The sequence below is a fragment of the Streptomyces sp. CB01635 genome, from assembly GCF_002803065.1.
GTDB lineage: Bacteria > Actinomycetota > Actinomycetes > Streptomycetales > Streptomycetaceae > Streptomyces.
This window is the reverse complement of sequence record NZ_NNBL01000003.1, coordinates 469,306-492,590: the sequence shown is the minus strand read 5'-3', so window position 1 is coordinate 492,590 and position 23,285 is coordinate 469,306. Positions and strand designations below refer to the sequence as shown.

Sequence of the window (23,285 nt, the reverse complement as noted above, 5' to 3'; positions counted from 1 at the left end):
CGGTTGTCGTGTACGTGACCTGTGCCAGGAGAGGGGATGTGGGGATGTTGAATGCCAGGAGCGCCGGCGAAAGCGAGACGGGGCCGGGGATGAGCACCACTCCCGGCCCCGCCCGTCCGCACGTTGACGGCGAACGACGTACGGCTAACGCCTGCCCGCCTTGCGGGTCGCGCGCAGCCATTCTCTGTTCATCCCGGTGATGGAGACCAGCGGGATGCCCTTCGGGCAGGCGGTGGCGCACTCACCGGTGAGGGTGCAGCCGCCGAAGCCCTCGGCGTCCATCTGCCCGACCATGTCGAGGACGCGGGTCTCGCGCTCGGGCGCGCCCTGCGGCAGGACGTTCAGGTGGTTGACCTTCGCCGAGGTGAACAGCATCGCCGAGCCGTTCGGGCAGGCCGCCACGCACGCACCGCAGCCGATGCACTCGGCGTGCTCGAACGCGAAGTCCGCGTCGGGCTTGGGCACAGGCGTGGCGTGCGCCTCGGGCGCGGCCCCGGTCGGCGCGCTGATGTAGCCGCCGGCCTGGATGATCCGGTCGAACGCGGTGCGGTCGACGACGAGATCCTTCACCACGGGGAAGGCGGAGGCGCGCCACGGCTCGATGTCGATCGTGTCGCCGTCCTTGAAGGACCGCATGTGGAGCTGGCAGGCGGTGGTCCGCTCGGGGCCGTGCGCGTCACCGTTGATGACGAGCGAGCAGGCTCCGCAGATGCCCTCACGGCAGTCGTGGTCGAACGCGACGGGGTCGTCGCCCTTGACGATGAGCTCCTCGTTGAGCGTGTCGAGCATCTCCAGGAACGACATGTCCTGCGAGATTCCGTCCACGTCGTACGTGGACATGGCGCCTTCGGCGTCGGCGTTCTTCTGGCGCCAGACGCGCAGGGTGAGCTTCATGCGTAGCTCCGCTGAGTGGGGTGGACGTACTCGAAGACGAGGTCTTCCTTGTGCAGGACGGGGGCGTCGCCGGTCGCGGTGAACTCCCAGGCGGCCGCGTAGGAGAACTCCTCGTCGCGGCGGGCGGCCTCGCCGTCCGGGGTCTGGGACTCCTCGCGGAAGTGGCCGCCGCAGGACTCGGCGCGGTGCAGGGCGTCGAGACACATGAGCTCGGCGAGCTCCAGGTAGTCGACGATGCGGTTGGCCTTCTCCAGCGACTGGTTGAACTCCTCGCCGGTGCCCGGCACCTTGATGCGGCGCCAGAACTCCTCGCGGATCTGCGGGATCCGGTCGAGGGCCTTGCGCAGGCCTTCTTCCGTACGGGCCATGCCGCAGAACTCCCACATGAGTTCGCCGAGTTCACGGTGGAAGGAGTCGGGGGTGCGGTCGCCGTCGACGGCGAGGAGGAGGTTGATCCGGTCCTCGGTCTCGGCCAGCACGTCCTGGACGACGGGGTGTTCGGCGCTCACCTCTTCGTGGTGCGGGTTGCGCGCGAGGTAGTCGTTGATGGTCGACGGAAGCACGAAGTAGCCGTCGGCGAGACCCTGCATGAGCGCGCTCGCGCCCAGGCGGTTGGCGCCGTGGTCGGAGAAGTTGGCCTCGCCGACCGCGAACAGGCCCGGGATCGTGGTCTGCAGGTCGTAGTCGACCCACAGTCCGCCCATCGTGTAGTGCACGGCGGGGTAGATCCGCATGGGCACCTCGTACGGGTTCTCCGCGGTGATCCGCGCGTACATGTCGAAGAGGTTGCCGTACTTCTCCTCGACGGCCTTCTTGCCCATGCGGCTGATCGCGTCGGCGAAGTCGAGGTACACGCCCTGGCCGCCGGGGCCCACGCCCCTGCCCTCGTCGCACACGTTCTTCGCGGCGCGCGAGGCGATGTCGCGGGGCACGAGGTTGCCGAACGCCGGGTAGATGCGCTCCAGGTAGTAGTCGCGCTCGTCCTCGGGGATCTTGTTCGGCGGGCGGTCGTCACCCTTGGCCTTCGGGACCCAGATCCGGCCGTCGTTGCGCAGCGACTCGCTCATCAGCGTCAGCTTCGACTGGTGGTCGCCGGTGCGCGGGATGCAGGTGGGGTGGATCTGGGTGAAGCACGGATTGGCGAAGTAGGCGCCGCGCCGGTGCGCCCGCCAGACGGCGGTCGCGTTGGAGTTCATGGCGTTCGTCGACAGGTAGAAGACGTTGCCGTAGCCGCCGGACGCGAGGACGACGGCGTCGGCGAAGTACGTGTCGATCTTCCCGGTGATCAGGTCGCGGGCGACGATGCCGCGCGCCTTGCCGTCGACGACGATCACGTCGAGCATCTCGGTGCGCGCGTGCATCTCGATGGTCCCGGCTGCGATCTGCCGCGACAGCGCCTGGTAGGCACCGAGGAGGAGCTGCTGGCCCGTCTGGCCGCGGGCGTAGAACGTACGGGAGACCTGGACGCCGCCGAAGGAGCGGGTGTCGAGCAGGCCGCCGTACTCGCGGGCGAACGGGACGCCCTGTGCGACGCACTGGTCGATGATCTCGACGGAGATCTGCGCGAGGCGGTGGACGTTCGACTCGCGGGCGCGGAAGTCGCCGCCCTTCACCGTGTCGTAGAAGAGGCGGTGGACGGAGTCGCCGTCGTTGCGGTAGTTCTTCGCGGCGTTGATGCCGCCCTGCGCGGCGATCGAGTGGGCGCGGCGCGGGGAGTCCTGGTAGCAGAACTGGACGACGTGGTAGCCCTGTTCGGCGAGCGTGGCGCCCGCGGAGCCGCCGGCCAGGCCGGTGCCGACGACGATCACGGTGTGCTTGCGGCGGTTGGCCGGGTTGACCAGCTTCGCCTCGAAGCGGCGGGTGTCCCAGCGCTCGTTGACGGGGCCCTCGGGGGCCTTGGTGTCGACGACCGGCTCTCCGGTCGCGTACTCCGCGTAGGAATTCATGGGTCAGCTCACCACTCCGGTCATGACGCCCACGGGTACGGCGATGAAGCCGGCCGTGAGCAGCAGCGCGAGAACATTGGCGATGGTCTTCAGGACGCGGTCGCGGGTCGCGCTGCCCACGCCGAGGGTCTGCGCCGCGCTCCAGAAGCCGTGCTGGACGTGCAGGCCGAGAGCGAGCATCGCGACGATGTAGACGACGTTGCCGTACCAGGTGGAGAAGGTGTCGATCACGTTCTGGTACGGGTGGCCCGGCTGGAAGCCGCCCGGGTGCGCGGTGCCGGTCGTCAGGTCGAGGAGGTGCCACACGAGGAACAGCGCGAGGATGATGCCGCCCCAGCGCATCGTGCGGGTGGCGTAGCTCGAACGGGCCTTCTTGTGCACGTACTTGGCCGGGCGGGCCCTGATGTCGCGCCGGCTCAGCTGGTACGCGGACGTGGCGTGCGCGACGACGGCGGCCAGGAGCACGACGCGGACGAGCCACAGCGTCCACTCGTAGTGCATGAACGGCTCACCGACCGTGCGCAGCCAGTGCGCGTAGTGGTTGAACTCGCCCGACCCGAAGAAGATCTTCAGGTTGCCGATCATGTGGACGACCAAGTAGAGCAGCATGATCAGGCCGCTCACGGCCATCACTGTCTTCTTGCCGACGGACGAGTCCCAGAGCGTACGCGTCATGGACGGCCGTCGGTCCGTCCGTGTTGCCAGAGCCATGTCACGCACGCTAGAGCCGAAGGGCCCGATCGGTCCAAGACATGGTCCGGCTCATTTCCATAGGCGCAGACTATCGAGCGATTACGGTGGGGGTCATGCAGTTCCAGCAGCTCCAGTACTTTGTCGCGGTTGCCGAGACCCGGCACTTCACCCGGGCCGCCGAGGTGGTCCATGTCGCCCAGCCGTCGCTGTCCCAGCAGATCCGGTCCCTGGAGCGGGAGCTGGGCGCGGACCTCTTCCTGCGCGCCCGGGGGAACATCACGCTCACCGACGCGGGCGAGGCGCTCCTTCCGCTGGCCCGCCGCATCCTCGCCGACGCGGACACGGCGCGGCAGGAGGTGCAGGAGCTGGCGCAGCTCAAGAGCGGCCGGGTGCGGCTCGGCGCGACGCCCTCGCTGTGCACGGGCCTGCTGCCCGATGTGCTGCGCAGCTTCCACGACCGGTATCCCGGGATCCGCTTGATGATCGAGGAGGGCGGCTCCCACGACCTCGTACGCGAACTGGCGCGCGGCGCGCTGGATCTGGCTCTCGTGGTGCTGCCACTGCCCGCGCCGGCGCCGGCGCTGACGACCGTGGAGCTGCTGCGGGAGGATCTGGTGGTCGTGTCGTCGCCGGATGCGCCGCGGCCCGGGCGGGGACGGTCCGTGCGCATTGCCGATCTTGAGGGCGAGCGGCTTGTGATGTTCCGGCACGGCTATGACCTGCGAGAACTGACCGTCACCGCGTGCCGGGCGGAGGGGTTCGAGCCGGATTTCGCGGTGGAGGGCGGGGAGATGGACGCGGTCCTTGGATTTGTGCGGGCGGGGCTTGGGGTGGCCGTCGTGCCGCATATGGTCGCGACGCGGGCGGGGGCCGATCTGCGGGTGACTCCGCTTGCCCGTCCCGGGCTGCACCGGACGATTGCGCTGGCGCATCGCAGCGATGTGGCTCCGCCTCGGGCCGCGCGGGAGCTTCAGCGGATGTTGTTGGAGGGGTGACGTGCTTTTTGGGCGGGGGAATGTGCGCGGATGGCCTTTGGGGGTTTTGCGCAGTTCCCCGCGCCCCTGATCGGAGCGCCTCGGCGGCTTGGTCAGGTGCCGGTGGGTCGTGGGGTTTGCGCAGTTCCCCGCGCCGCTGATCGGGGGCGACCGGATCGCGGCTGCGGGTTGTTCGTGGGTTTTTGCACAGTTCCCCGCGCCCCTGATCGGGGGCTGGGCTTGTTTGGGACGTGCGGGCTGTCGGCGTTTTTTGTGCCGTGGCCCGCGCCCCTAGGGGGTGGGGGGTCTCGATGTCAGGCAATACCTTGTTGCCGATGGGTCCTGTAGGACCAGCCAGTGTGCGCCCTTTGATACGAGTTTCGCGCCCAGGGATTCGTGCCAGGCTCGGGTTGATTCCGTGTTTGTGCAGGCCAGGTCCAGGTGGGCGGCTGTGGGACGGGCGGCCGTCAGGCGTTGCAGCAGGATTTGTACGGGGAGTTCCGTCGGGGGGCGGATCCTGTGGAACTCCGGGAGCGTGCCCGGCGACGAGGTCCAGGCGGTGAACTTGGTCCAGAAGTCGATCTCCGCCTCGTACACCGCCGGGGCCAGATCGATGCAGACCTGGTCCAGGCGGCTCGTCGTCCCGTCGGGGGCCGTGACGGGGGCCGGGCGCCGGTGCTCGCCGGACCACGGGACCAGGCAGAACAGCTGGCCGCCGGGTGAGCGCAGGACCTCCAGGCCGTCCTCCGTGTGGACGGGCGTCGCGCCGAGGCGGTGCGCCAGGCCAGTTGTCCGAGCGAGGTCGTCCACCGCGAAGTCCAAGTGTGCGCCGCCTGGGCCGTTGACCGCCTGCGCCTTCAGGTGCGGATCGGCGGAGCCGTCCGGCAGCAGCGTCGCGAACTCGTCGTGGTCGCCGCGGGGCGCGGACAGGTGCGTCCCCGTGACCCGCGTCCAGAAGTCGCAGGCCGCCCCGAAGTGCGCCTCCGGCCGGTCGATGAAGGCGTACACCCAGCGGATCACCAGGGCCTCACCCCGACGCGTCGCACAGGGCGAGCTCGTGCAGGCGGTCCGGCGGGCCCGGGCGGGCGTAGTACCAGCCCTGCGCGGTGTCGCAGCCCAGGTCGCGCAGCTGCTCGGCCTGTGCGCCCGTCTCCACGCCCTCCACGGTGACGGAGAGGTCGAGGCTGTGCGCGAGCGCGACGATGCCCTCGACGATCTTCAGGTCGACGGGGTCGGCGGGGTACCGCTGCATACCCTGCGTGAAGGAGCGGTCCAGCTTGAGGACGCTCACAGGGAGCCGGCGCAGGTTCGCGAGGTTCGAGTAGCCCGTACCGAAGTCGTCCAGCGCGATGTCCACGCCCATCTCGGCGAGCCGCCGCAGAGGCTTCAGGAGATCGTCATCCGCGCCGATCAGGGCCGATTCGGTGACCTCCAGGCACAGGGCGCCGGGTTCGAGTCCGAAGCGCTCCAGGATGTCGACGGTGTCGGAGACCAGGCCCGGGTGGGTGAGCTGCATCGGGGACAGGTTCACGTTGATGCGCAGGGGCCCGGCGTCCTCGTAACGCTCCTGCCAGACCCGGGCCTGGCGCACTGACTCCTCCAGGACCCAGCGCCCGAGGGGCACGATGAGGCCGGTGTCCTCGGCGAGCGGGATGAACTGGTCGGGCCCGAGCACACCGTGCTGCGGATGCAGCCACCGCACCAGCGCCTCGGCGCCCCGCACACTGCCGTCGCCGAGGTGCACGAGCGGCTGGTACTCGATGAAGAACTCGCCGCGCTCCAGGGCCGCGGGCAGCGCGGTCGTGAGGCCGTGCCGGGTGATGGCGCGCGCGTCGGCCTCGGGGTCGGCGAGCTCGTAGCGGTTGCCGCCCGCCGACTTGGCCCGGTACATGGTGATGTCGGCGCTGCGCAGCACCTCCGCCGGGCTGCGCTCCCCCGCCGCGGGGCCCTCCACGATGCCGATGGAGCCGCGCACGGTCAGCTCGCGGCCGTCGATGCGGATGGGGGCGGCCAGCGCGTGCATGATGCGCCCGGCGAGGTCGTCGACCTCGGCCGCGGTGTCACGGCCGGTGGTCAGCGCGACGAACTCGTCGCCGCCGAGCCTCGCCACCATCTCGCCGGGCGCGGTGGCGCAGGCCTGGAGACGGTCGGCGACCTCGACGAGGAGCCGGTCTCCCGCCGCGTGGCCGAGGCTGTCGTTGATGGTCTTGAAGCCGTCGAGGTCGAGGTAGCACAGGCCGAAGCGCATGCCGTCGCCGGCCGCGAGCGCCTTCTCCAGGCGCTCGAAGAACAGGGTCCTGTTGGGGAGCCCGGTGAGTGCGTCGTGGGTGGCCTCGTAGCGCAGCCGCAGGTTCAGGAGGCGACGCTCGGTGGTGTCCTCCATCAGCGCCAGCTGGTACTGCGGCACTCCGTCGGCGTCCCGCAGCAGAGAGACGGTCAGGTTCGTCCACAGGGCGGTGCCGTCGGGGCGGTAGAACGCCTTCTCCACGCGGTAGTGCTCGCGCTCGCCGCGCACCAGCTCCTCGTACAGGCGCCACACGTGCGGGGGGTCGTCGGGGTGGGTCCACTCGACGACGTTGCGGCCGCGCACCAGGTTCTCGGCGCCGCCGAACATGCGCACCAGTGCGTCGTTGGCCTCCAGGACCGTGCCCTCGAGGTCCGCTATGCCGATGCCGATGGCCGCGCCGTGGAACACCGCGCGGAACCGGGCCTCGCTCGCGTGCAGCGCCTCGGCGACCGCGCTGCGCGCGCTCAGGGCGGCCCGTGAGATGGCCTCCTGCTCGACGAGGGTCCGCTCGCGCAGGGCCTGGGCGAAGCCGGCCGCGACGGAGTGCTGGAGCCGGGCGCAGCGCGCCCGCAGCTCTTCCTCGCGCCGGTCCTCGTCGGTACGGCAGTACAGGACGAGGTAGGCGTCGACGACGTCGAGGGTGCGGGTGAGCGCCTCGGGGTCGGTGCAGTGCACGCCGATCAGCGCCGCGCCGACGGCCTGGGCCGCGGGCGCGTCCAGGGTCCGCTCGCCGAGCGCGTCCCGCAACCGCCGCGCGAGCGGCATGAGTTCCTTCTCGAACTCGACCCGGGTCAGGGAGGTCGCCGTCACCGGGAAGATCGCCCGGCTCCAGATGGTGGCGAACCTGCGCAGTCTGCCCTCGGGCCCGTCCGGTTCGCCGCTCACGCCTTGCGCCCCACGCCGGCGCAGCCCGAGAAGGCATATGGATCCTCGTCCGCGGGCGCGTTCTCCGGCCGCCATTCGGGCATCTGTACGAGTCCGGGTTCCACCATCTCGTATCCCTCGAAGAATCGCGCGATCTCCTCGCGCGAGCGCATGATCAGCGGGTTGCGTATGTTCTTGTACACGTCGACCGTGCCGGCGGCGCGCGCGGCGGGTACGGGGATGCCCTCGTACGCGGCGTGCGTGACGATCAGGAGGCTGCCCGGCGCGAGGGCGTCGCGCAGTTCGGCGACGGCGCTCTGCGGGTCGTCGGCGTCCTCGACGAAGTGCAGAACGGCGACGAGGAGCAGGGCGACCGGCTTGTCCAGGTCGAGGAGTTCACCGACCTCGGGGGCCGCGAGGATCTCGCGGGGCTTGCGCAGGTCGGCGGTCACGACGGCCGCGCGGTCGTTGCCGTCGAGGACGGCCCGGCTGTGCGCGACGGCGACCGGGTCGTGGTCGACGTACACGACGCGCGCTTCGGAGTCGGCCGCCTGGGCCACCTCGTGGACGTTGCCGAAGGTGGGGATTCCGGATCCGATGTCCAGGAACTGGGTGACGCCCTGCTGGACCGCGTAACGCACTGCCCGGCGCATGAAGGCACGATTCGCCTGCATGATCTTCGGGAGCCCCGGCATGAACTCCATCGCCTTGCGGGCCGCCTCCCGGTCCACCTCGAAGTTGTGCGAACCGCCCAGGTAGTAGTCGTAGATCCGGGACACGCTGGGCACCGAGATGTCAATGCCCTGAGGGGCCCAGGCGGGACGCTCCATCAATGTCTCCAAGGCGTAGGCGAGCCGGTGTTCGAGCTGAGGCTACTGATCGCCCGCCAATGGAGCGAGTCAAAACGGAAATTGACCGTCCGTTCTCGGTCACTGCCTCCGGCAAGTGCCGAATGGCAATGATCCGAAATCACCCCGAAACCCTCACTGTCGCAACGGAAAAGAACCGGCCTGTTCCCTCCGCGTGATCACGGGGGAACAGACCGGCGATTCGCCAAATCCGCAGCAGACTCTACGCGGTGCGCCTACTTCGGCGCTCCCACGGGCTTTCCGTCGGGCGCAGCGGCGTACCAAGTGCCGCCCACGCCCTGCCCATTGGTGTCGCCGGGCTTCTTGTCGCCGGAGTAGGTGTAGATCGGCCAGCAGTTGATCGTCTGCTGCTTGCCTCCGTCGGGGCGGTCGTACGTCATGAAGCCCTTCTTGAGGATGCCCTTGGTGTCGTTCTTCGCGACGGGCGCTACGGCCGGCCAGTTCTCCGCGCAGGTGTCGACACAGTTCGACTTGATGGGCCAAGCCGAGTCCTTGAGGAACCGGTAGACGGTCATTCCGTTCTTGTCGACGACGATCTCGCCGAGTTTCGGGTCCTTGCGTGTGGACAGGCCGGCCAGGTCGGCGGGCTGCGCGGCGGCGGGGCTCGCCTTCTTGCCGTCGGGCCCGGCGGCGTACCAGACGCCTCCGACGCCCTGCCCCTTCGCGTCGCCCGGCTTGGTGTCCATCGCGTACCGGTACATGGGCCAGCCGTCGATCGTCAGCTGCTTGGTGCCGTCGGCCGCGGTGACCTCGCCGAGCAGCGACTGGTCGACGCCGGGCGCCGCCTTGGCGCCGTCCGCGGGCACCACGGGCCACGCCTTGAGGCAGGCGTCGTCACAGTTCGACTTGGGCGGCTGCGCGGTGTCCTTGTCGAAGCGGTACATCGTGAAGCCCTCGCTGTCCGTGAGGACCTGTCCGAGCTTCTTGCTGTCCCAGGTGGCGAGCTGTCCGGCCGGCTTCGCCTTGGCCGCCCCCGCGTCCTTCGCGTCTCCGTAGCCGTCGCCACTGCCGTACGCGTCCCCGTTGCCGTAACCGCCCTGCGCCGGGGCGGCGTTGCCCACGGACTGGCCGTTGGGCGACTGATTGCCCTGGTCCTGACCGCACGCCGTCGTCAGCGCCAGCAGGGCCGCAGCGGTCGCTACGAGTGAGGCGCTCCGCCAGGTGTTCATTGCCAACTCCCGCTGGTTGCTTGGGTGTTGTGCGATCCCGGAAGGTGCCGCACATGGCCCTAGGTACGCGCGGCGACGGCGGATGTGTTCAACGGGGCCGGAAATTTCTTTTTGGTGAGGGGGCGCGGGACGCATCCGGGGCCGGCCACGCGTGCGCTCCGGTGGCCGTGGGCAAACCTGGCGCCCCCCATCTCCCCACCTTCGGACCAATCCTCGGCGGCCGGGGCGTGGCGACGCCTCCCGCCGCCCATGATCTCCGTCGTGTACGGATCCAGAGGGGCCAGGTCGACCCTGGTCACACGGGTGGTGGCGGTGCTCGCGCTGGCCTGGCTGCTGGGCTCGCCCGCGGCCGGCGCCACGGCGGCCGCACTGACCCCGGCCGACAACTGCGCATACGCCTCGATCGGCAAGGGCGGCGACGCGATAGCCCGCGCCGGTGACGGCGTCGTCTGCCGGGCGGGACCCGTCAAGCCACCGCCGCGGAAGCCCGCGCCGCCCCCGGCCCCAAAACCACCGCCGCCACCACCACCTCCCCCACCGCCACCGCCGCCACCGCCACCTCCGCCTCCGCCTCCGCCCGTGAAGGCACCGCCGCCGCCCGCCCCGAAGCCGACGGTGCGCCCCAAGCCCTCGCCGACTCCGGTCAGTTACCCCGAATACCGCCCCGCGCCCCGCAAGGCGCCGCCGAGCGGCGGGCCTTCCCTGGTATCGCTCACCCTGCTCATCACCGCGCCCGCGGTGCTCGCCGTAGCCGCGCTGCGCCCGCGCTGACCGCCCGGAGGTCCTGATGTCGGAATGGCTTGTTCTCACCCTCGCGATGGTGGCCGCGTGCGCGGTCGTGCTCGTCGTGACCGTTCTTCAGCAGCGCAGGATCGGCGACGACGACGACCCGAGCGAGACCCCTGACGTCATCGAGTACATGACGATGATGATCGGCGTGGTGTACGCGATCGTCCTGGGCCTCGCCATCGCGGGCGTCTGGGAGGGCCGCAGCGCCGCCCAGGACCATGTACGCAACGAGGCGCAGGCGCTGCACGAGGTCCATGAACGCGTCCGCGTCTATCCGACGGAGGTCAGAACCCGTATCCGCTCGGATGTCGACACCTATGTCAGCCATGTCGTCACCACCGAGTGGCGCACGATGAAGAACAAGGGCCATCTCACCGCCCAGGGCACCCGGCTCCTCGACAAGGTGCGCCACGACGTCACCGACTACCAGCCGAAGACGGACTTCGAGGCGCAGGCCTACCAGCCGCTGCTCGACCAGATCACCGCCGCGGACGACGCCCGCAACGCGCGCGCGGACTCCACCGGCGCCACGATGCCGGGCGTGGTCTGGTTCGGCCTCATCGCGGGAGGCCTCGTCACGATCGGGATGGTCTTCGCACTCCAGATCCGCAGAACGGCACGCGAGCTGGTCCTCGCCGGGCTCTTCTCGGCACTGATCGCGTTCCTGCTCTTCCTGGTCTGGGACCTCGACGCGCCCTACAGCCGCGGGGTCGCGGCCACCGTGGAACCCTTCCTCATGCTGTTCCCGCACGCCGGGGGGTGAGACCGTCGGGCCGCGCTCATCTCGGGTCGGCGCGGCCCGCCCTGCACCCTGCGCCCCGGCGACGCACTCTGGTCCCATGACTGCCTGGCACGCCCCCATCGTCGTACACCCTCCCGCACCCGAAGGCGGGCGGCATGTCACCGTGCGGGGGCGGGCCGTCGGGCTCGCGCACAGCGATCAGGACCTCATCCGGCTGCTGCGTTCGGCCGGGCTCGGGGAGTCCGACATGACGCTCGACGATCCCCATCTGGTCGAATGGCGCGGCGCGGGCGCGCACGTATGGCACACGACGGGCCCCGACGAGCCGTCCCCGCACCACCCTGTCGCCTGACCGGCGGACAGCGTCACCCCGTTCGCCCTACACGGAGCGCGGCCGTACGGGTCCGTACCTGGCGACCGGTCGCGGCGCCGCTCGGGCGACAGCAATGCCCGAACCGCCGCACGGCCCTTCGCCCCGGTTGGCCATGTCGGTCGGGGTGGCGCGTCGTCCGGAACGCGGGTGACGCGACGGTGCGGCGGCCTCTCTGGCAAGGACTGCCGTCGCAGTCACGACGATCCGGCCACCCCACGCGATGAGGCTGGACCTGGCGACGATGTTGCGTTGTCGGTGATGTCGCTTTGTCGGCGACACGGACTCGTATGGCACACCGCACTCCTGGCCGCCACCCATTCGCTCCTGGGCTGTCGCCCCCCGCGTGCGCCGCGCTTAGTTTTTCAGTAAGCGCAAGTGACGCGGTCTCGCCGCCGCGTCGAGAGGGGTGAACGAATGTCTTCGTCCCAGCCGGCCGACGAGGAGGGTCAGCAGAAGAAGCGCGCGCCGTGGGGCGTGATGGCGCTGGTTCTGCTCACCGGACTCGCGCTGATCCGCAATGGATCGGGGGAATTCGACATCGGTCCCCCGCAGCCCGCGTCGGCGGCGGCAGCGGATCCCCGCTCCCCCTCCGGTGCGGCGGCGCCGAAGCCGCTGCCGTTCTCCGTGGCGGACCGGGTGCAGATCCCGGCGATCCAGGTGGACGCCCCGGTCATGCCCGTAGGGGTCGCCGCGGACGGCTGGGTGGACGCCCCGCCGCCGGAGGACCCGAATCTCGCGGGCTGGTTCACCGGTGGCGTGACTCCGGGCGAGAAGGGCACCGCTGTCATCGTCGGCCATGTCGACAACCAGCAGGGGCCCGCGGTCTTCTACGGACTCGGCTCGCTCAAAAAGGGAAACCACGTCCAGGTCATGCGCAAGGACCGGAAGACCGCCGTGTTCGAGATCTACGGCATCGAGGTCTTCAGCAAGGCGAATTTCCCGGGGAAACGCGTCTACGGCAGCACGGGAGTGCCCGAACTGAGGGTGATCACGTGCGGTGGCGGTTTCTCCAAACAGAACGGCTACGACGGGAATGTCGTCGTCTTCGCCCGCCTGATCGAGGTGCGCTGACCCGGCGGGCGAAAACCGGCTCAGACTCCCCGGCGCCTGGGCACCATGATGCGGCAGCCCTAGTGCAGCGCCCGCGGCGGGCCCGTACGGCACGTGCCGCCCCCAGCACCTGTGGGACCTGGGGTTTCCGCTAGCCTCACCGCTGTGAACGCAGAGCAGCCACACCAGTTCGAACGCGGTACGGACGGCCCCAAGGTGATCGTGGTCGGGGTGGACGGCTCCGACTCGTCGCTGCGCGCCGCGTCCTACGCCGGAGGCCTCGCGCGGCGCCAGCGCGCCCTCCTCGCCGTCGTCTACGTCCAGCCCATCATGGCCACCGGCGCCGCGCTCGGCGTCCCCGTGGCCGACACCACGGACGAGATCGCCGAGGGTCTGATCACCGAGATCAGGGACGCGGCGGAGCGGGTGAAGGGCATATACGAGGTGCGCTGGGAGTTCCACACCTTCCGCGGCGACCCGTACAACGGCCTGGTCACCGCCGCCGACGAACTGAAGGCGGACGCCGTGGTCGTCGGCGCGTCCGAACAGGCGGGACACCGCATCGTCGGGTCGGTGGCGATCCGGCTGGTGAAGGCAGGGCGCTGGCCCGTCACCGTGGTCCCGTAACCACCGGAACCCGGAACCCGGAACCAACCCCATACGAACCCTCGCACCCCATAGAGCGTGCCTTCTTCCGCAGCCGCCGCGGCTGGGCCATCATGATCGCCCGTCAGCCGACTGCCGTCCGCGAAGAGGTGGAGCCCATGGCCGGTCTCAGAGGACTTCGGATGGGGCAGGGCGTACTGCGCCGTAAGCCCATCGAACAGATCGAGGAGACCGAGGGGGGCGGCGGGCAGCAGCTCACCCGCTCCCTCGGCCTGTGGCAGCTCACCGCGATCGGCGTCGGCGGCATCATCGGTGCCGGCATCTTCACCCTCGCGGGTACGGTCGCCAACGGCACGGCGGGGCCCGCGGTCCTGATCTCGTTCCTCATCGCGGGCGTCGCGAGCGCGTGCGCCGCGCTGTCGTACGCGGAGTTCGCCGGCCTCATCCCGAAGGCCGGGTCCGCCTACACGTACGGGTACGCGGTCCTCGGCGAGCTGGTCGGCTGGTTCATCGGCTGGGACCTGCTCCTGGAGTACACGGCGATCGTCGCGGTCGTCGCCATCGGCATCTCGGGCTACTTCAGCTTCCTGCTCGGCGAGATGGGGCTCGACCTGCCGCACTGGATGCTGGGCGCGCCGGGCACGGGCGACGGCCACAGGATCGACCTGTTCGCCGCGCTGCTGTGCCTGCTGATCGCGTACCTGCTGACGCTCGGCATCAAGAACGCGGCGCGCTTCGAGACCGTCGTGGTGGTCCTGAAGGTCCTCGTGGTGCTGCTGGTCATCGGCGTGGGCTTCTTCCACATCGACACGGGCAACTACACGCCGTTCTTCCCGTTCGGCGTCAGTGGCGCGTTCACGGGCGCGGCCACCGTCTTCTTCGCGGTGTTCGGGTACGACGCCATGTCGACGGCGGCCGAGGAGTCCAAGGACGCGCAGCACCACATGCCGAAGGCGATCCTCTACTCGCTCGCGATCTCGATGGTCCTGTACGTGCTGGCGTGCCTGGTCCTGACCGGCATGCAGAACTACAAGGACATCGACCCGGAGAGCGGCTTCTCGACGGCGTTCAAGTCGGTGGGCCTGAGCGGGCTCGCGAGTGTCATCGCGGTGGGCGCGATCATCGGCATCCTCACGGTGATGTTCACCTTCATGCTGGGCGTCACCCGCGTGTGGTTCTCGATGAGCCGTGACGGGCTGCTGCCCAAGTGGTTCGCGAAGACCCATCCCACCCGGCACGTGCCGACGCGCGTGACGTGGATCGTCGGGTGCGCGTCGGCCGTCATCGCCGGGTTCCTGCCGATCGGGGAGGCGGCCGAGCTGACCAACATCGGCATCCTGCTGGCGTTCGTCGTGGTGTGCATCGCGGTGATCGTGCTGCGCTACAAGCGGCCCGACCTGCCCCGCACGTTCCGCACGCCCGGTATGCCGGTGGTGCCCGCGCTCGGCGTCGTCTTCTCGATCTGGCTGATCACGTTCCTGCAGTGGCAGACGTGGGTGCGGTTCGCGGTGTGGTTCGCCATCGGGCTCGTCATCTACTTCAGCTACTCGTACAAGAGGTCGGAGCTGGCGAAGACGGACCCGTCGGCGAAGTCCTGACCGCTACCTGCCCATGGTCAGGCCGTCCTCGGCCGCGCCGCGGCTGAGGACGGCCTGGCTGATCCGGTCGCGGACGTCGTTCAGGCCGAGGCCGTCGTGGATGGCCTGGTTGACGTTGATGACGCGGCCCAGGCCGACGTTGAACCACTGGGGGAGGAACTCGGCCTTGCGCACCTCCCAGCGGCCGCCGGCCCGCTCCGGCGGCGCGAAGGTGAAGCGGCCGATCGTGCCCTCGTTGCCGCGCGGGTCCTGGGCGCCGTCGTCGTTGTACATCTCGCCGGCGATCTGGTCGCCCATGCCGTAGACCACCCAGGTGCCGTTGACCTTCTCGTACGCCTGCGGGACGTGCGCGTGCGTGCCGAGGATCAGATCGATGTCGGGGCGGCCGTCCGTGCGGGACGCGGTGAGCTCGTCGCCGAGCCTCAGCTGGCTCTCGTCCGGCTCGTCCTGCCATTCGGTGCCCCAGTGCAGCGAGAGGACCACCACGTCCGCGCCCGCCTTCCGGGCCGCCCGCGCGTCTTCGACGATCCGCTGACTGTCGATCGTATTCACGGCCCACGGCCGCCCCTTGGGCATCGGGGCGCCGTTCGTGTCGTACGTGTACGCGAGGTGGGCGACCTTGGCGTCACCGGCGCGCAGCCACGCGGGGCTGCCGGCCTCGGCGGCGGTTCGGGCCGATCCCGTGTGGCGGATGCCCGCGCGGTCCATGGCATCGAGGGTGCGGTCGATGCCGGCGGCGCCGTCGTCGAGGGCATGGTCCGAGGCCGTGGAGCAGGCGTCGTAGCCCGTGTCGCGCAGCCCTTTGGCGACCTCGGGCGGGGACTTGAACTTCGGGTCGCCGGTGTACTGGCCCGCGGTGCCGTAGACCGTCTCCATGTGACAGATCGCCAGATCCGCTTTGGAGACGGCCGGCTGCACGCCGGACAGCATCGGCGCGAAGTCGTACCCGTCGCCGCCCGCGTCGGTTTTCGCCTTCTTGATGATCGAGGCGTGCGGCAGTACGTCACCGGAGGCGACGAGCGTGAAGCCGCGGTGCCCGCCGGTGGCGCCGCCGGCGGCCGACGGCGCCGGGGTGTCGCTGCCGTGGGGCGCCGGGGTGCCGCTCCCCTGGGGCGCCGAACGATGTGTGCGGTCCGCGGGCGCGGAGCAGCCCGCGCCCGCCGCGATGAGTGCGGCCGCGAGGACCGCCGCGCCCTGCCGTGTGCGCCGTGCGTGTGGCGTGTGTCTGGTGCGTCCCGTGCGGCTTGCGGCCCGTGTGCGTTGCGTCATCGACCAAGCTCCATGATTCGGTGGATAAGGTGATTTTGGACATACGCATAGACGTACGGGCATCGGGCCGAGTCAAGGCTCCATACCGCCGCAGTCCCCACAACGGCGTCACGTTCCGGCGCAGTCGGCCCCGTTCGCCGCACCGCTCGCCGACGGCATCGACCGCCCGTCGCAGACCGCTGCCCGTGCTCTGGGCGTGAGCGGCGAGCTGCGCTGCCATACGGCCATGACGACCGCCACGAAGACCGAAGGACCCGACCGCACGGCTGCACATGTGCTGGCCGAGCTCCAGCGCGAGCACGGCAGGCCGCTTCTCTCCTTCCTCCTGCGGCTGTGCGACGGCGACCGGCAGCGGGCGGAAGACCTGGTCCAGGAGACGTTCGTCCGCGCCTGGCAGCATCCGGAGGCGCTGCGCGCCGACTACGAGTCCGTGCGGCCCTGGCTGTTCACCGTCGGCCGCAGGCTCGCCATAGACGCCCGGCGTGCGCGGCTCGCCCGCCCCCCGGAGATCGGCGGCACGGTCCTGGAGAGCGCGCGGGTCTGCGCCGACCACGCGGAGCGCTCGGCGGCCGCTCTCGATGTGCGGGAAGCCGTGGCGACGCTCAGCCCGGAGCACCGGGCGGTGCTCCTCCAGGTGTACTTCCGTGGCGCCTCCGTGGCCGAGGCCGCCGCGGCACTCGGCATCCCTCCCGGTACCGTGAAGTCCCGCGCGTACTACGCGCTGCGCGCACTGCGCAGGGTGCTCCCGGGCTATGAGGCGAACACGGTCGGCCCGCATTGAAACCGGACAACAGGTCAAGCCTCCGTAAAGCGCCTTGCCCGGTGCCCCGGTCCTCGATTGAGTAATCGGCTGTCCTCCCCCGCCCGGTCGGGCGCGAGGGCCCGGGGGCCGGCACAGCGCACGGACCGGAGGAAGGCAGGAAGGGATGTTGCACGGGAGCAAGGAAGGCACATCGGACGCCGGCGGCGGCGAACTGATGGTGCCGATGGCGTGGTTGTACGCCGAATACATCGCCGATGAGCTGCTGCGCACCGGTGATCTGATGCCGCCCACGTCCTTCGAGTTCCGGGCCGGGCGCGACGCACTCGCACTGACGATCTTCCTGTCGGACACGGACGGCGAGCTGTCCGGCATCCGGGTCGTGTCCCAGCTGGAGACCTGGCTGTCGCTGACGGCGTACGACCAGCCGTGGCAGTACTGGGTGCGGGAGCACATGGGGCGCCTTGCCGCGCAGGCGCTTGATGAGAACAGACCTTCGCCGGACCTCGAACTGGCCGAGGCGGCCTGGCGATGGCTGGAGGAGACGGAACTGCTAGCGCCGGACCTGGACTCCGTGCCGGGCCGCGGGTCGCTGCCCGACGAGGAGGACGACGGGCCGAAGGTCTGGACACCGGCGTGGCAACTGGGGCTGCCGCTCGGCCATCTGGCGATCCATCTGTTCTGAAGGCCTTCGGCCCCTTCGTGGGGCCTCTGCTGTCCCGCTATTCGACCTCGACGCCCGAAGAGTGCACGCCCGCGCGGTACTTGGGGATCCGCACGGTGATCTTCATGCCCGCGCCGGTGCCGGTCTCGATGACGAGGCCGTAGTCGTCGCCGAACGCCTGCCTGAGCCGCTCGTCGACGTTCGAGAGGCCGATCCCGGTCGAGGTGCCGCCCTCGCCGCGCAGGATCGCGCGCAGCTCGCCCGGGTCCATGCCGACCCCGTCGTCCTCGATGACGACCTCCGCCTCCGCGCCCGCGTCCCGGGCGCCGATCGTGATGCGACTGCCGGTGACGGCGCCCTCCAGGCCGTGCTTCACGGCGTTCTCGACGAGGGGCTGAAGGCACAGGAAGGGCAGCGCCACCGGCAGCACCTCGGGCGCGATCTGGAGCGTGACCGAGAGTCGGTCGCCGAACCGGGCCCGGACCAGGGCCAGATACTGGTCGATGGAGTGCAGTTCGTCGGCGAGCGTGGTGAAGTCTCCGTGGCGGCGGAACGAGTAGCGGGTGAAGTCGGCGAATTCCAGGAGGAGTTCGCGGGCACGCTCGGGGTCCGTGCGCACGAACGAGGCGATGGCGGCCAGTGAGTTGAAGATGAAGTGCGGCGAGATCTGCGCGCGCAGCGCCTTGATCTCGGCCTCGATGAGGCGGGTGCGGGAGCGGTCGAGTTCGGCCAGCTCCAGCTGTACGGAGATCCAGCGGGCCACCTCGTCGGCTGCGCGGGCGAGGACGGCCGACTCGCGGGGCGCGTAGGCGACGAGGGCGCCGAGCACGCGCCCGTCGGTGACGATCGGGGCGGCCACGGCCCAGCGCAGCGGGCAGTCGACGGCGCCGCATCCGCAGCCGAACGCGGCGCTGCGCCCGGTGTCGAGCAGACCTTCGAGATGCCCCATGACCTGTTTTCCGTGCTGGTCCCCCGCACCGTCCCAGGCGAGGACGGCGGTGCGGTTGGTGAGGCAGAGCGCGTCGGTGCCGAGGAGCGTGCGCAGCCTGCGGGCAGACCTGCGAGCCGACTCCTCGGTGAGCCCGGCCCGCAGCGGCGGCGCGGCGAGCGAGGCGGTGTGCAGCGTGTCGAAGGTGGCCCGCTCCACGGGCGTACCGACGTCGCTGCGGCCCCCGGGGTGCGCCGTGCGCCGGCCGAGGACGAAGCCGCCCGCGAGGAGGAGCGGGCACAGGGCGAGGAGTACGGCGGTGGCGGTCACGGGCGGGCTCCCTGCTCGCCCGCGGTGATCGTCCCGTCCGTGCTGAGCGACTCGGGCAGGTGCAGCCGCGTCATCGTGGCGCTGGTGTGCGGCGGTACGGAGTCCTGGGTGGCCAGCGATACGAGGATCATGGCCAGGAAGCCGACCGGGACCGACCACACGGCGGGCCAGGCGAGCAGGGTGTGCAGCCAGCCGCCCTGTGCGACGCCTGCGACGGTCAGAGTGACCGCGACGAGCGCGGAGCCGCCGCCGAGGAGCAGTCCGGCCCGCGCGCCGGGCGGGGTGAGCCGCCGCCACCAGATGCCGAGGACGAGCAGCGGGCAGAACGAGGACGCCGACACCGCGAACGCCATCCCGACGGCGTCCGCCACCGGCACCCCGGTGACCAGGAGCGCCCCGCCCAGCGGAACGGTCATCGCGAGGAGTGTCGCCAGGCGGAAGTGCCGTACGCCGCGGGCCGGCAGGACGTCCTGGCTGAGCACGCCGGCGACGGCCATCGTCAGACCCGAGGCGGTCGACAGGAACGCGGCGAAGGCGCCGCCGGCCACGAGCGCCCCGAGCAGGTCACCGCCGAGCCCGCCGATGGCCCGCCCCGGCAGGAGCAGGACGGCCGCGTCGGCGTCCTGGGTGGCGCTCAGTTCGGGCGCGTACAGACGGCCGAGCCAGCCGTAGATCGGCGGCAGGCAGTAGAAGAGCCCGATGAGGGCGAGCACGGCGACCGTGGTGCGGCGGGCCGCGCGGCCGTTCGGGCTGGTGTAGAAGCGGACGACGACGTGCGGCAGGCCCATCGTGCCGAGGAACGTGGCGACGATGAGGCCGTACGTCGCGTACAGCGGGTGGTCCGCGCGGCTGGTGGCGAGCGGCTGCCCGGAGCCCGCGCCGGACCAGGGGGCGCCGTCGGCGGAGGGCGGGGTGCCGCCGTCGCCGTGCCAGGCGAGGACCAGGAAGAACGCGGGCACGAGCAGCGCGGTCAGCTTCAGCCAGTACTGGAAGGCCTGCACGAAGGTGATGGAGCGCATGCCGCCCGCGGCGACCGCGAGGACGACGACGGCGGCGACGAGCGCCCCGCCGAACCAGCGCGGCGCGCCCGTGAGGATCTGCAACGTGAGCCCGGCGCCCTGGAGTTGGGGCACGAGGTAGAGCCAGCCCGCGCCGACCACGAGCATGCTGACGACCCTGCGGACGCTGCGGGACTCCAGGCGGCCCTCGGCGAAGTCGGGCAGCGTGTACGCGCCGGAGCGGCGCAGCGGGGCCGCGACGAACACGAGCAGGACGAGGTATCCGGCGGTGTAGCCGACGGGGTACCAGAGCATGTCGGGGCCGTGCACGAGCAGCAGTCCGGCGACGCCGAGGAAGGAGGCGGCGGAGAGGTACTCCCCGCTGATCGCCGCGGCGTTGAGGCCGGGGCCCACCGTGCGCGAGGCGACGTAGAAGTCGGAGGTGGTGCGGGAGATGCGCAGGCCGAAGCCGCCGATGAGGACCGTGGCCAGGACGACCACGGCCACGGCGGGTATCGCGTACGCCTCGTTCACGGCGCCCCGTGACGTTCGCGGGCGGCGCGGCCGTGCACGAGGCGGGCGAAGTCGCGTTCGTTGCGCTCGGCCCGACGCACGTACCACCAGGCGATGAGGACGAGGACCGGGTAGCAGCCGAAGCCGAGGACGATCCATACGACGGTGGTGTTGCGCAGCGCGCCGAAGAAGAGCGGCAGGGTCACGACGGGCAGCGCGAGGACCGCGAACGCGGTGAGTCCGGTGCGGAGTTGACTGCGCATCAGCGAGCGGACGTAGGCCGCGCCCAGCGTCGTCTGTTCGTCGATCTCCCACTGGGTGGGGTGGCCGGGCAGCCGGCGAGCCGCGCGCGGCTCGCCGGTCACGACCTCGCGGCGGGGTGCGGGCTCAGCGCTGGCGGACACGGCCGGAGTGTAGGCGGGGGTGCGGGCCGAGCGGAAGAGGCCGACGGGTATCGGCCCAGGTCACGCGGTTTCCGGTCAGCCGCCCGCGCGCCGCATCAGGAGTTCCCGGACACGGCTCGCGTGGCGGCGGCTCACGGCGAGTTCGGCGTCGCCTATCCGCACGCTCATGCCGCCGCCGTCGAGACGGAGTTCGTCGATGCGGTGCAGGGCGACGAGATGGCTGCGGTGGATCCGGACGAACCCGTGCGGCTGCCAGCGTTCCTCCAGGGTGGTCAGCGGTATGCGCACGAGGTGGCTGGCGTCGGCGGTGTGCAGGCGCGCGTAGTCGCCCTGGGCCTCGGCGTACGTGATGTCGGCGACGGCCACGAGGCGGGTGACGCCGCCGAGTTCGACGGGGATCCGGTCGGCGGAGAGGTCCACGGCGGGCCGGGCGACGGCGGCCTGCTCGGCGACGCGCCGTACGGCCTCCGCGAGGCGTTCCCGGCGGACGGGCTTGAGGACGTAGTCGACGGCCTTCAGGTCGAAGGCCTGCACGGCGAAGTCCTCGTGGGCAGTGACGAAGACGATCAGCGGGGGCTTGGCGAACCCGGCGAGGAGCCGGGCCACGTCGAGGCCCGTGAGCCCGGCCATCTGGATGTCGAGGAAGAGCACGTCGATGGCGCCGGCGTCGTCACCTCCCGCGTCCAGGGCGCGGCCGATGCGGCGCAGCGCCTCGTTCGCGTCGGTGGCGCCCTCGGCAGCGCGCACCCGCGGGTCGGCCCGCAACAGGTAGAGCAGCTCGGCGAGTGCAGGTTCCTCGTCGTCGACGGCCAGTACGCGCAGCATGCGGCTGGAGTGTAGGTGGTTGCCCCGTGGTGGCCAATCCTGGTGGGACTTGAGTGATTCGGCGGCCGGTTGCGTACGGAAGGGCGAGCGGCACACACGGTCCGGTCAGAGGTCAGACACGTACGACGCGAGGAACGGCATGAGGTCCCTGGATCGGCATCGCGACGCCGGCGCCTACGCGCTGGGCGTCCTCGACGAGGCGGACCGGTTCCGCTTCGAGGACCATCTCGGGCAGTGCCCCGGGTGCGTGGCGCGGGTCGGGGGGTTCGGGTCCACGACGGCGGCCCTGGCGCTGTACGCGCGGGCTACGCCGCCGGCCGTGGAGACGGTGGCCGAGGCGGGTCCCGTGCTCCTGGACGGGCTGGTCTCGCGGATGGAGCGGGTGCGCCGGGCGGGCCGGAGGCGGTGGCTGTGCGCGATGGCGGCGGCGGTCGTGCTCGCCGTGGCGGGGCCGGGTGTTGTGGTCCTGGGCGGATCCGGCGACGGCGCCGTGCGCCTGGACGCACGGGACGCGGGGACCGGGGTGTCGGCGTCGGTGACGGCGTCCGGCCACGAGTGGGGCACCGGGGTGGGGCTCGAGGTCCACGACGCGCGCGGCCCACGGGTGTGTGAGCTGGTGGTCGTCGGCAAGGACGGTTCGCGGCAGACGGTGACGAGCTGGGCCGTACGGGCCCACGACGCCGGGGCCACCGCGACGCAGAGCGCGGTGGCGCTCCACCCTCAGGAGATCGCCCGCTTCGAGGTGCGGACCACGGACGGGGCACGCCTGGTGACCATCCCGATGCGATGAACCCCCCTTCCTGGCACGTGACTTCGGGCAGCGCACGCCGGCACGGCCGTCACTTCAGGAGCTTCGACATCCTGCGGTCCGCGAGCGGCTTGCCGCCCGTCTGGCAGGTCGGGCAGTACTGGAGCGACGAGTCGTGGAAGGACACCTCACGGATGGTGTCGCCGCACACGGGGCACTTCTCCCCGGCCTTGCCGTGCACCCGCAGCCCGCTCTTCTTCTCGGCCTTGAGCCGCCCGGCCGCGACGCCGCGCGAGCGCTCGACGGCCTCGGTCAACGTGTCGCGCAGGGCCTTGTAGAGGACGGACACGTCGTCGGCGGTCAGGCTCGACGCGAGCTTGAACGGGGACATCTTCGCGGCGTGCAGGATCTCGTCGCTGTACGCGTTCCCGATGCCCGCGATGAGGCTCTGGTCGCGCAGCGCCCCCTTGATCTGCCGCCGCTCGCCGTCCAGGAGTGCGGCGAGGCGTGCCTCGTCGAAGCCGTCGGCGAGCGGGTCGGGGCCGAGTCTCGCGATGCCGGGGACATCGGCCGGGTCGTGGACGACGTACACGGCGAGGCTCTTCTGGGTGCCCGCCTCGGTGAGGTCGAAGCCCTCGCCGTCCTCCAGGGCGACGCGCAGGGCGAGCGGTCCTTTGCCGGGGCGGGGCGGGCCGTCGGGGAGCCGGTCCTTCCAGTGGAGCCAGCCCGCGCGGGCCAGGTGCGTGACGAGGTGAAGTCCGTCCGCGTCGAGGTCGAGGAACTTGCCGTGCCGCGTCACGCCCGTGACCGTGCGGCCCTCCAGGGCGGCGGGCGGCGGGTCGTACGTCTTGAGGACGCTCACGGCGACGGGCAGCACGCGGACGATCTCGTGCCCCACCAGATGCTCGGTGAGGAAGTCCGTCAGCGCTTCGACCTCGGGAAGTTCCGGCATAGGTCCAGAGTGCCACCGGGCACTGACACCGCCATGTGAG

At 70.9% G+C, this 23,285-nt stretch carries 23 protein-coding genes; 10 read left to right on the top strand and 13 right to left on the bottom strand.

What is annotated here, in order from left to right:
• Positions 1-144 precede the first annotated feature (144 nt).
• Genes CG723_RS10405 through CG723_RS10395 form a run of 3 tightly spaced genes read right to left on the bottom strand, consistent with a single transcriptional unit; the run spans position 145 to position 3,515 of the window.
• Positions 145-894, bottom strand: a complete 750-nt coding sequence (locus CG723_RS10405; RefSeq protein ID WP_100592993.1) for a succinate dehydrogenase/fumarate reductase iron-sulfur subunit — start codon at positions 892-894, stop codon at positions 145-147.
• The gene (locus CG723_RS10400) at positions 891-2,840 is read right to left on the bottom strand and encodes a fumarate reductase/succinate dehydrogenase flavoprotein subunit (RefSeq protein WP_100592992.1); all 1,950 of its coding nucleotides are present in this window, start codon (positions 2,838-2,840) and stop codon (positions 891-893) included. The genes CG723_RS10405 and CG723_RS10400 overlap by 4 nt, the downstream gene beginning before the upstream one ends.
• Positions 2,841-2,843: 3 nt before the next feature.
• Positions 2,844-3,515, bottom strand: a complete 672-nt coding sequence (locus CG723_RS10395) for a succinate dehydrogenase (RefSeq protein WP_100592991.1) — start codon at positions 3,513-3,515, stop codon at positions 2,844-2,846.
• Positions 3,516-3,646: 131 nt separating this feature from the next.
• Here CG723_RS10395 and CG723_RS10390 point away from each other — a divergent pair, with 131 nt between their 5' ends.
• Positions 3,647-4,528: a LysR family transcriptional regulator gene (locus tag CG723_RS10390; protein WP_100593793.1), complete on the top strand. Its 882-nt coding sequence runs from the start codon at positions 3,647-3,649 to the stop codon at positions 4,526-4,528.
• A 270-nt stretch (positions 4,529-4,798) separates the two neighbouring features.
• On the opposite strand, the gene CG723_RS10385 is transcribed toward CG723_RS10390, so the two are convergent.
• From CG723_RS10385 to CG723_RS10370, 4 genes are all read right to left on the bottom strand, one after another.
• Complete coding sequence (locus CG723_RS10385) at positions 4,799-5,527, bottom strand: VOC family protein (protein ID WP_324902807.1); 729 nt, start codon at positions 5,525-5,527, stop codon at positions 4,799-4,801.
• A 7-nt stretch (positions 5,528-5,534) separates the two neighbouring features.
• Complete coding sequence (locus tag CG723_RS10380; protein WP_100592989.1) at positions 5,535-7,679, bottom strand: putative bifunctional diguanylate cyclase/phosphodiesterase; 2,145 nt, start codon at positions 7,677-7,679, stop codon at positions 5,535-5,537.
• The gene (locus tag CG723_RS10375) at positions 7,676-8,488 is read right to left on the bottom strand and encodes an SAM-dependent methyltransferase (RefSeq protein WP_100592988.1); all 813 of its coding nucleotides are present in this window, start codon (positions 8,486-8,488) and stop codon (positions 7,676-7,678) included. The genes CG723_RS10380 and CG723_RS10375 overlap by 4 nt, the downstream gene beginning before the upstream one ends.
• A gap of 254 nt (positions 8,489-8,742) precedes the next feature.
• The gene (locus tag CG723_RS10370; protein WP_100592987.1) at positions 8,743-9,696 is read right to left on the bottom strand and encodes an SCO0930 family lipoprotein; all 954 of its coding nucleotides are present in this window, start codon (positions 9,694-9,696) and stop codon (positions 8,743-8,745) included.
• 261 nt (positions 9,697-9,957) lie between these two features.
• Between CG723_RS10370 and CG723_RS46880 the strand changes: the two genes are divergently transcribed.
• The 6 genes from CG723_RS46880 (at position 9,958) to CG723_RS10340 (ending at position 14,854) form a co-directional block, all read left to right on the top strand.
• Entirely contained in the window at positions 9,958-10,467 is a 510-nt protein-coding gene (locus CG723_RS46880; protein WP_199841779.1) for a hypothetical protein, read from the top strand.
• Positions 10,468-10,483: 16 nt separating this feature from the next.
• A complete protein-coding gene (locus CG723_RS10360) occupies positions 10,484-11,248 on the top strand; it encodes a bestrophin-like domain (protein ID WP_100592986.1) in 765 nt (254 codons plus the stop codon).
• Between the two features lie 76 nt (positions 11,249-11,324).
• Entirely contained in the window at positions 11,325-11,579 is a 255-nt protein-coding gene (locus CG723_RS10355; RefSeq protein WP_100592985.1) for a hypothetical protein, read from the top strand.
• Between the two features lie 435 nt (positions 11,580-12,014).
• On the top strand, positions 12,015-12,671 hold the full coding sequence (locus tag CG723_RS10350) for a class F sortase (RefSeq protein WP_100592984.1): 657 nt from the start codon (positions 12,015-12,017) through the stop codon (positions 12,669-12,671).
• A 144-nt stretch (positions 12,672-12,815) separates the two neighbouring features.
• Complete coding sequence (locus CG723_RS10345; RefSeq protein WP_100592983.1) at positions 12,816-13,277, top strand: universal stress protein; 462 nt, start codon at positions 12,816-12,818, stop codon at positions 13,275-13,277.
• Between the two features lie 137 nt (positions 13,278-13,414).
• Positions 13,415-14,854, top strand: a complete 1,440-nt coding sequence (locus CG723_RS10340) for an amino acid permease (protein ID WP_100592982.1) — start codon at positions 13,415-13,417, stop codon at positions 14,852-14,854.
• A gap of 3 nt (positions 14,855-14,857) precedes the next feature.
• On the opposite strand, the gene CG723_RS10335 is transcribed toward CG723_RS10340, so the two are convergent.
• Positions 14,858-16,123, bottom strand: a complete 1,266-nt coding sequence (locus CG723_RS10335) for a CapA family protein (protein ID WP_100592981.1) — start codon at positions 16,121-16,123, stop codon at positions 14,858-14,860.
• A gap of 226 nt (positions 16,124-16,349) precedes the next feature.
• Between CG723_RS10335 and CG723_RS10330 the strand changes: the two genes are divergently transcribed.
• Together CG723_RS10330 and CG723_RS10325 are read left to right on the top strand one after the other, a co-directional pair.
• Positions 16,350-16,904: a sigma-70 family RNA polymerase sigma factor gene (locus CG723_RS10330; protein WP_100592980.1), complete on the top strand. Its 555-nt coding sequence runs from the start codon at positions 16,350-16,352 to the stop codon at positions 16,902-16,904.
• 145 nt (positions 16,905-17,049) lie between these two features.
• On the top strand, positions 17,050-17,568 hold the full coding sequence (locus tag CG723_RS10325; protein WP_100592979.1) for a hypothetical protein: 519 nt from the start codon (positions 17,050-17,052) through the stop codon (positions 17,566-17,568).
• A 37-nt stretch (positions 17,569-17,605) separates the two neighbouring features.
• Here CG723_RS10325 and CG723_RS10320 read toward each other — a convergent pair whose 3' ends face one another.
• From CG723_RS10320 to CG723_RS10305, 4 genes are all read right to left on the bottom strand, one after another.
• Positions 17,606-18,805: a sensor histidine kinase gene (locus CG723_RS10320; protein WP_100592978.1), complete on the bottom strand. Its 1,200-nt coding sequence runs from the start codon at positions 18,803-18,805 to the stop codon at positions 17,606-17,608.
• The gene (locus CG723_RS10315) at positions 18,802-20,337 is read right to left on the bottom strand and encodes a sodium/solute symporter (protein ID WP_100592977.1); all 1,536 of its coding nucleotides are present in this window, start codon (positions 20,335-20,337) and stop codon (positions 18,802-18,804) included. Before CG723_RS10315 ends, CG723_RS10320 begins: the two co-directional genes overlap by 4 nt.
• Positions 20,334-20,681, bottom strand: coding sequence for a hypothetical protein (locus CG723_RS10310; RefSeq protein ID WP_100592976.1), 348 nt, complete (start codon positions 20,679-20,681; stop codon positions 20,334-20,336). Before CG723_RS10310 ends, CG723_RS10315 begins: the two co-directional genes overlap by 4 nt.
• 114 nt (positions 20,682-20,795) lie before the next feature.
• Positions 20,796-21,545 carry a LytR/AlgR family response regulator transcription factor gene (locus CG723_RS10305; RefSeq protein WP_100592975.1) on the bottom strand — a complete coding sequence of 250 codons (750 nt, stop codon included), beginning with the start codon at positions 21,543-21,545 and terminating at the stop codon, positions 20,796-20,798.
• 139 nt (positions 21,546-21,684) lie between these two features.
• Between CG723_RS10305 and CG723_RS10300 the strand changes: the two genes are divergently transcribed.
• Positions 21,685-22,335, top strand: a complete 651-nt coding sequence (locus CG723_RS10300) for a zf-HC2 domain-containing protein (RefSeq protein WP_100592974.1) — start codon at positions 21,685-21,687, stop codon at positions 22,333-22,335.
• Between the two features lie 49 nt (positions 22,336-22,384).
• Here the strand turns inward: CG723_RS10300 and CG723_RS10295 are convergent, their stop codons facing one another.
• The gene (locus CG723_RS10295) at positions 22,385-23,245 is read right to left on the bottom strand and encodes an Fpg/Nei family DNA glycosylase (protein ID WP_100592973.1); all 861 of its coding nucleotides are present in this window, start codon (positions 23,243-23,245) and stop codon (positions 22,385-22,387) included.
• Positions 23,246-23,285 lie beyond the last annotated feature (40 nt).

Bases quoted from the DNA above. Each gene is read 5' to 3' on its own strand.
- CG723_RS10325 (WP_100592979.1), top strand. From the start codon at position 17,050: ATGTTGCACGGGAGCAAGGAAGGCACATCGGACGCCGGCGGCGGCGAA.
- CG723_RS10350 (WP_100592984.1), top strand. From the start codon at position 12,015: ATGTCTTCGTCCCAGCCGGCCGACGAGGAGGGTCAGCAGAAGAAGCGC.
- CG723_RS10370 (WP_100592987.1), bottom strand. From the start codon at position 9,696: ATGAACACCTGGCGGAGCGCCTCACTCGTAGCGACCGCTGCGGCCCTG.
- CG723_RS10360 (WP_100592986.1), top strand. From the start codon at position 10,484: ATGTCGGAATGGCTTGTTCTCACCCTCGCGATGGTGGCCGCGTGCGCG.
- CG723_RS10340 (WP_100592982.1), top strand. From the start codon at position 13,415: ATGGCCGGTCTCAGAGGACTTCGGATGGGGCAGGGCGTACTGCGCCGT.
- CG723_RS10305 (WP_100592975.1), bottom strand. From the start codon at position 21,545: ATGCTGCGCGTACTGGCCGTCGACGACGAGGAACCTGCACTCGCCGAG.
- CG723_RS10335 (WP_100592981.1), bottom strand. From the start codon at position 16,123: ATGACGCAACGCACACGGGCCGCAAGCCGCACGGGACGCACCAGACAC.
- CG723_RS10390 (WP_100593793.1), top strand. From the start codon at position 3,647: ATGCAGTTCCAGCAGCTCCAGTACTTTGTCGCGGTTGCCGAGACCCGG.
- CG723_RS10295 (WP_100592973.1), bottom strand. From the start codon at position 23,245: ATGCCGGAACTTCCCGAGGTCGAAGCGCTGACGGACTTCCTCACCGAG.
- CG723_RS10405 (WP_100592993.1), bottom strand. From the start codon at position 894: ATGAAGCTCACCCTGCGCGTCTGGCGCCAGAAGAACGCCGACGCCGAA.
- CG723_RS10300 (WP_100592974.1), top strand. From the start codon at position 21,685: ATGAGGTCCCTGGATCGGCATCGCGACGCCGGCGCCTACGCGCTGGGC.
- CG723_RS10375 (WP_100592988.1), bottom strand. From the start codon at position 8,488: ATGGAGCGTCCCGCCTGGGCCCCTCAGGGCATTGACATCTCGGTGCCC.
- CG723_RS10395 (WP_100592991.1), bottom strand. From the start codon at position 3,515: ATGACGCGTACGCTCTGGGACTCGTCCGTCGGCAAGAAGACAGTGATG.
- CG723_RS10330 (WP_100592980.1), top strand. From the start codon at position 16,350: ATGACGACCGCCACGAAGACCGAAGGACCCGACCGCACGGCTGCACAT.
- CG723_RS10355 (WP_100592985.1), top strand. From the start codon at position 11,325: ATGACTGCCTGGCACGCCCCCATCGTCGTACACCCTCCCGCACCCGAA.
- CG723_RS10400 (WP_100592992.1), bottom strand. From the start codon at position 2,840: ATGAATTCCTACGCGGAGTACGCGACCGGAGAGCCGGTCGTCGACACC.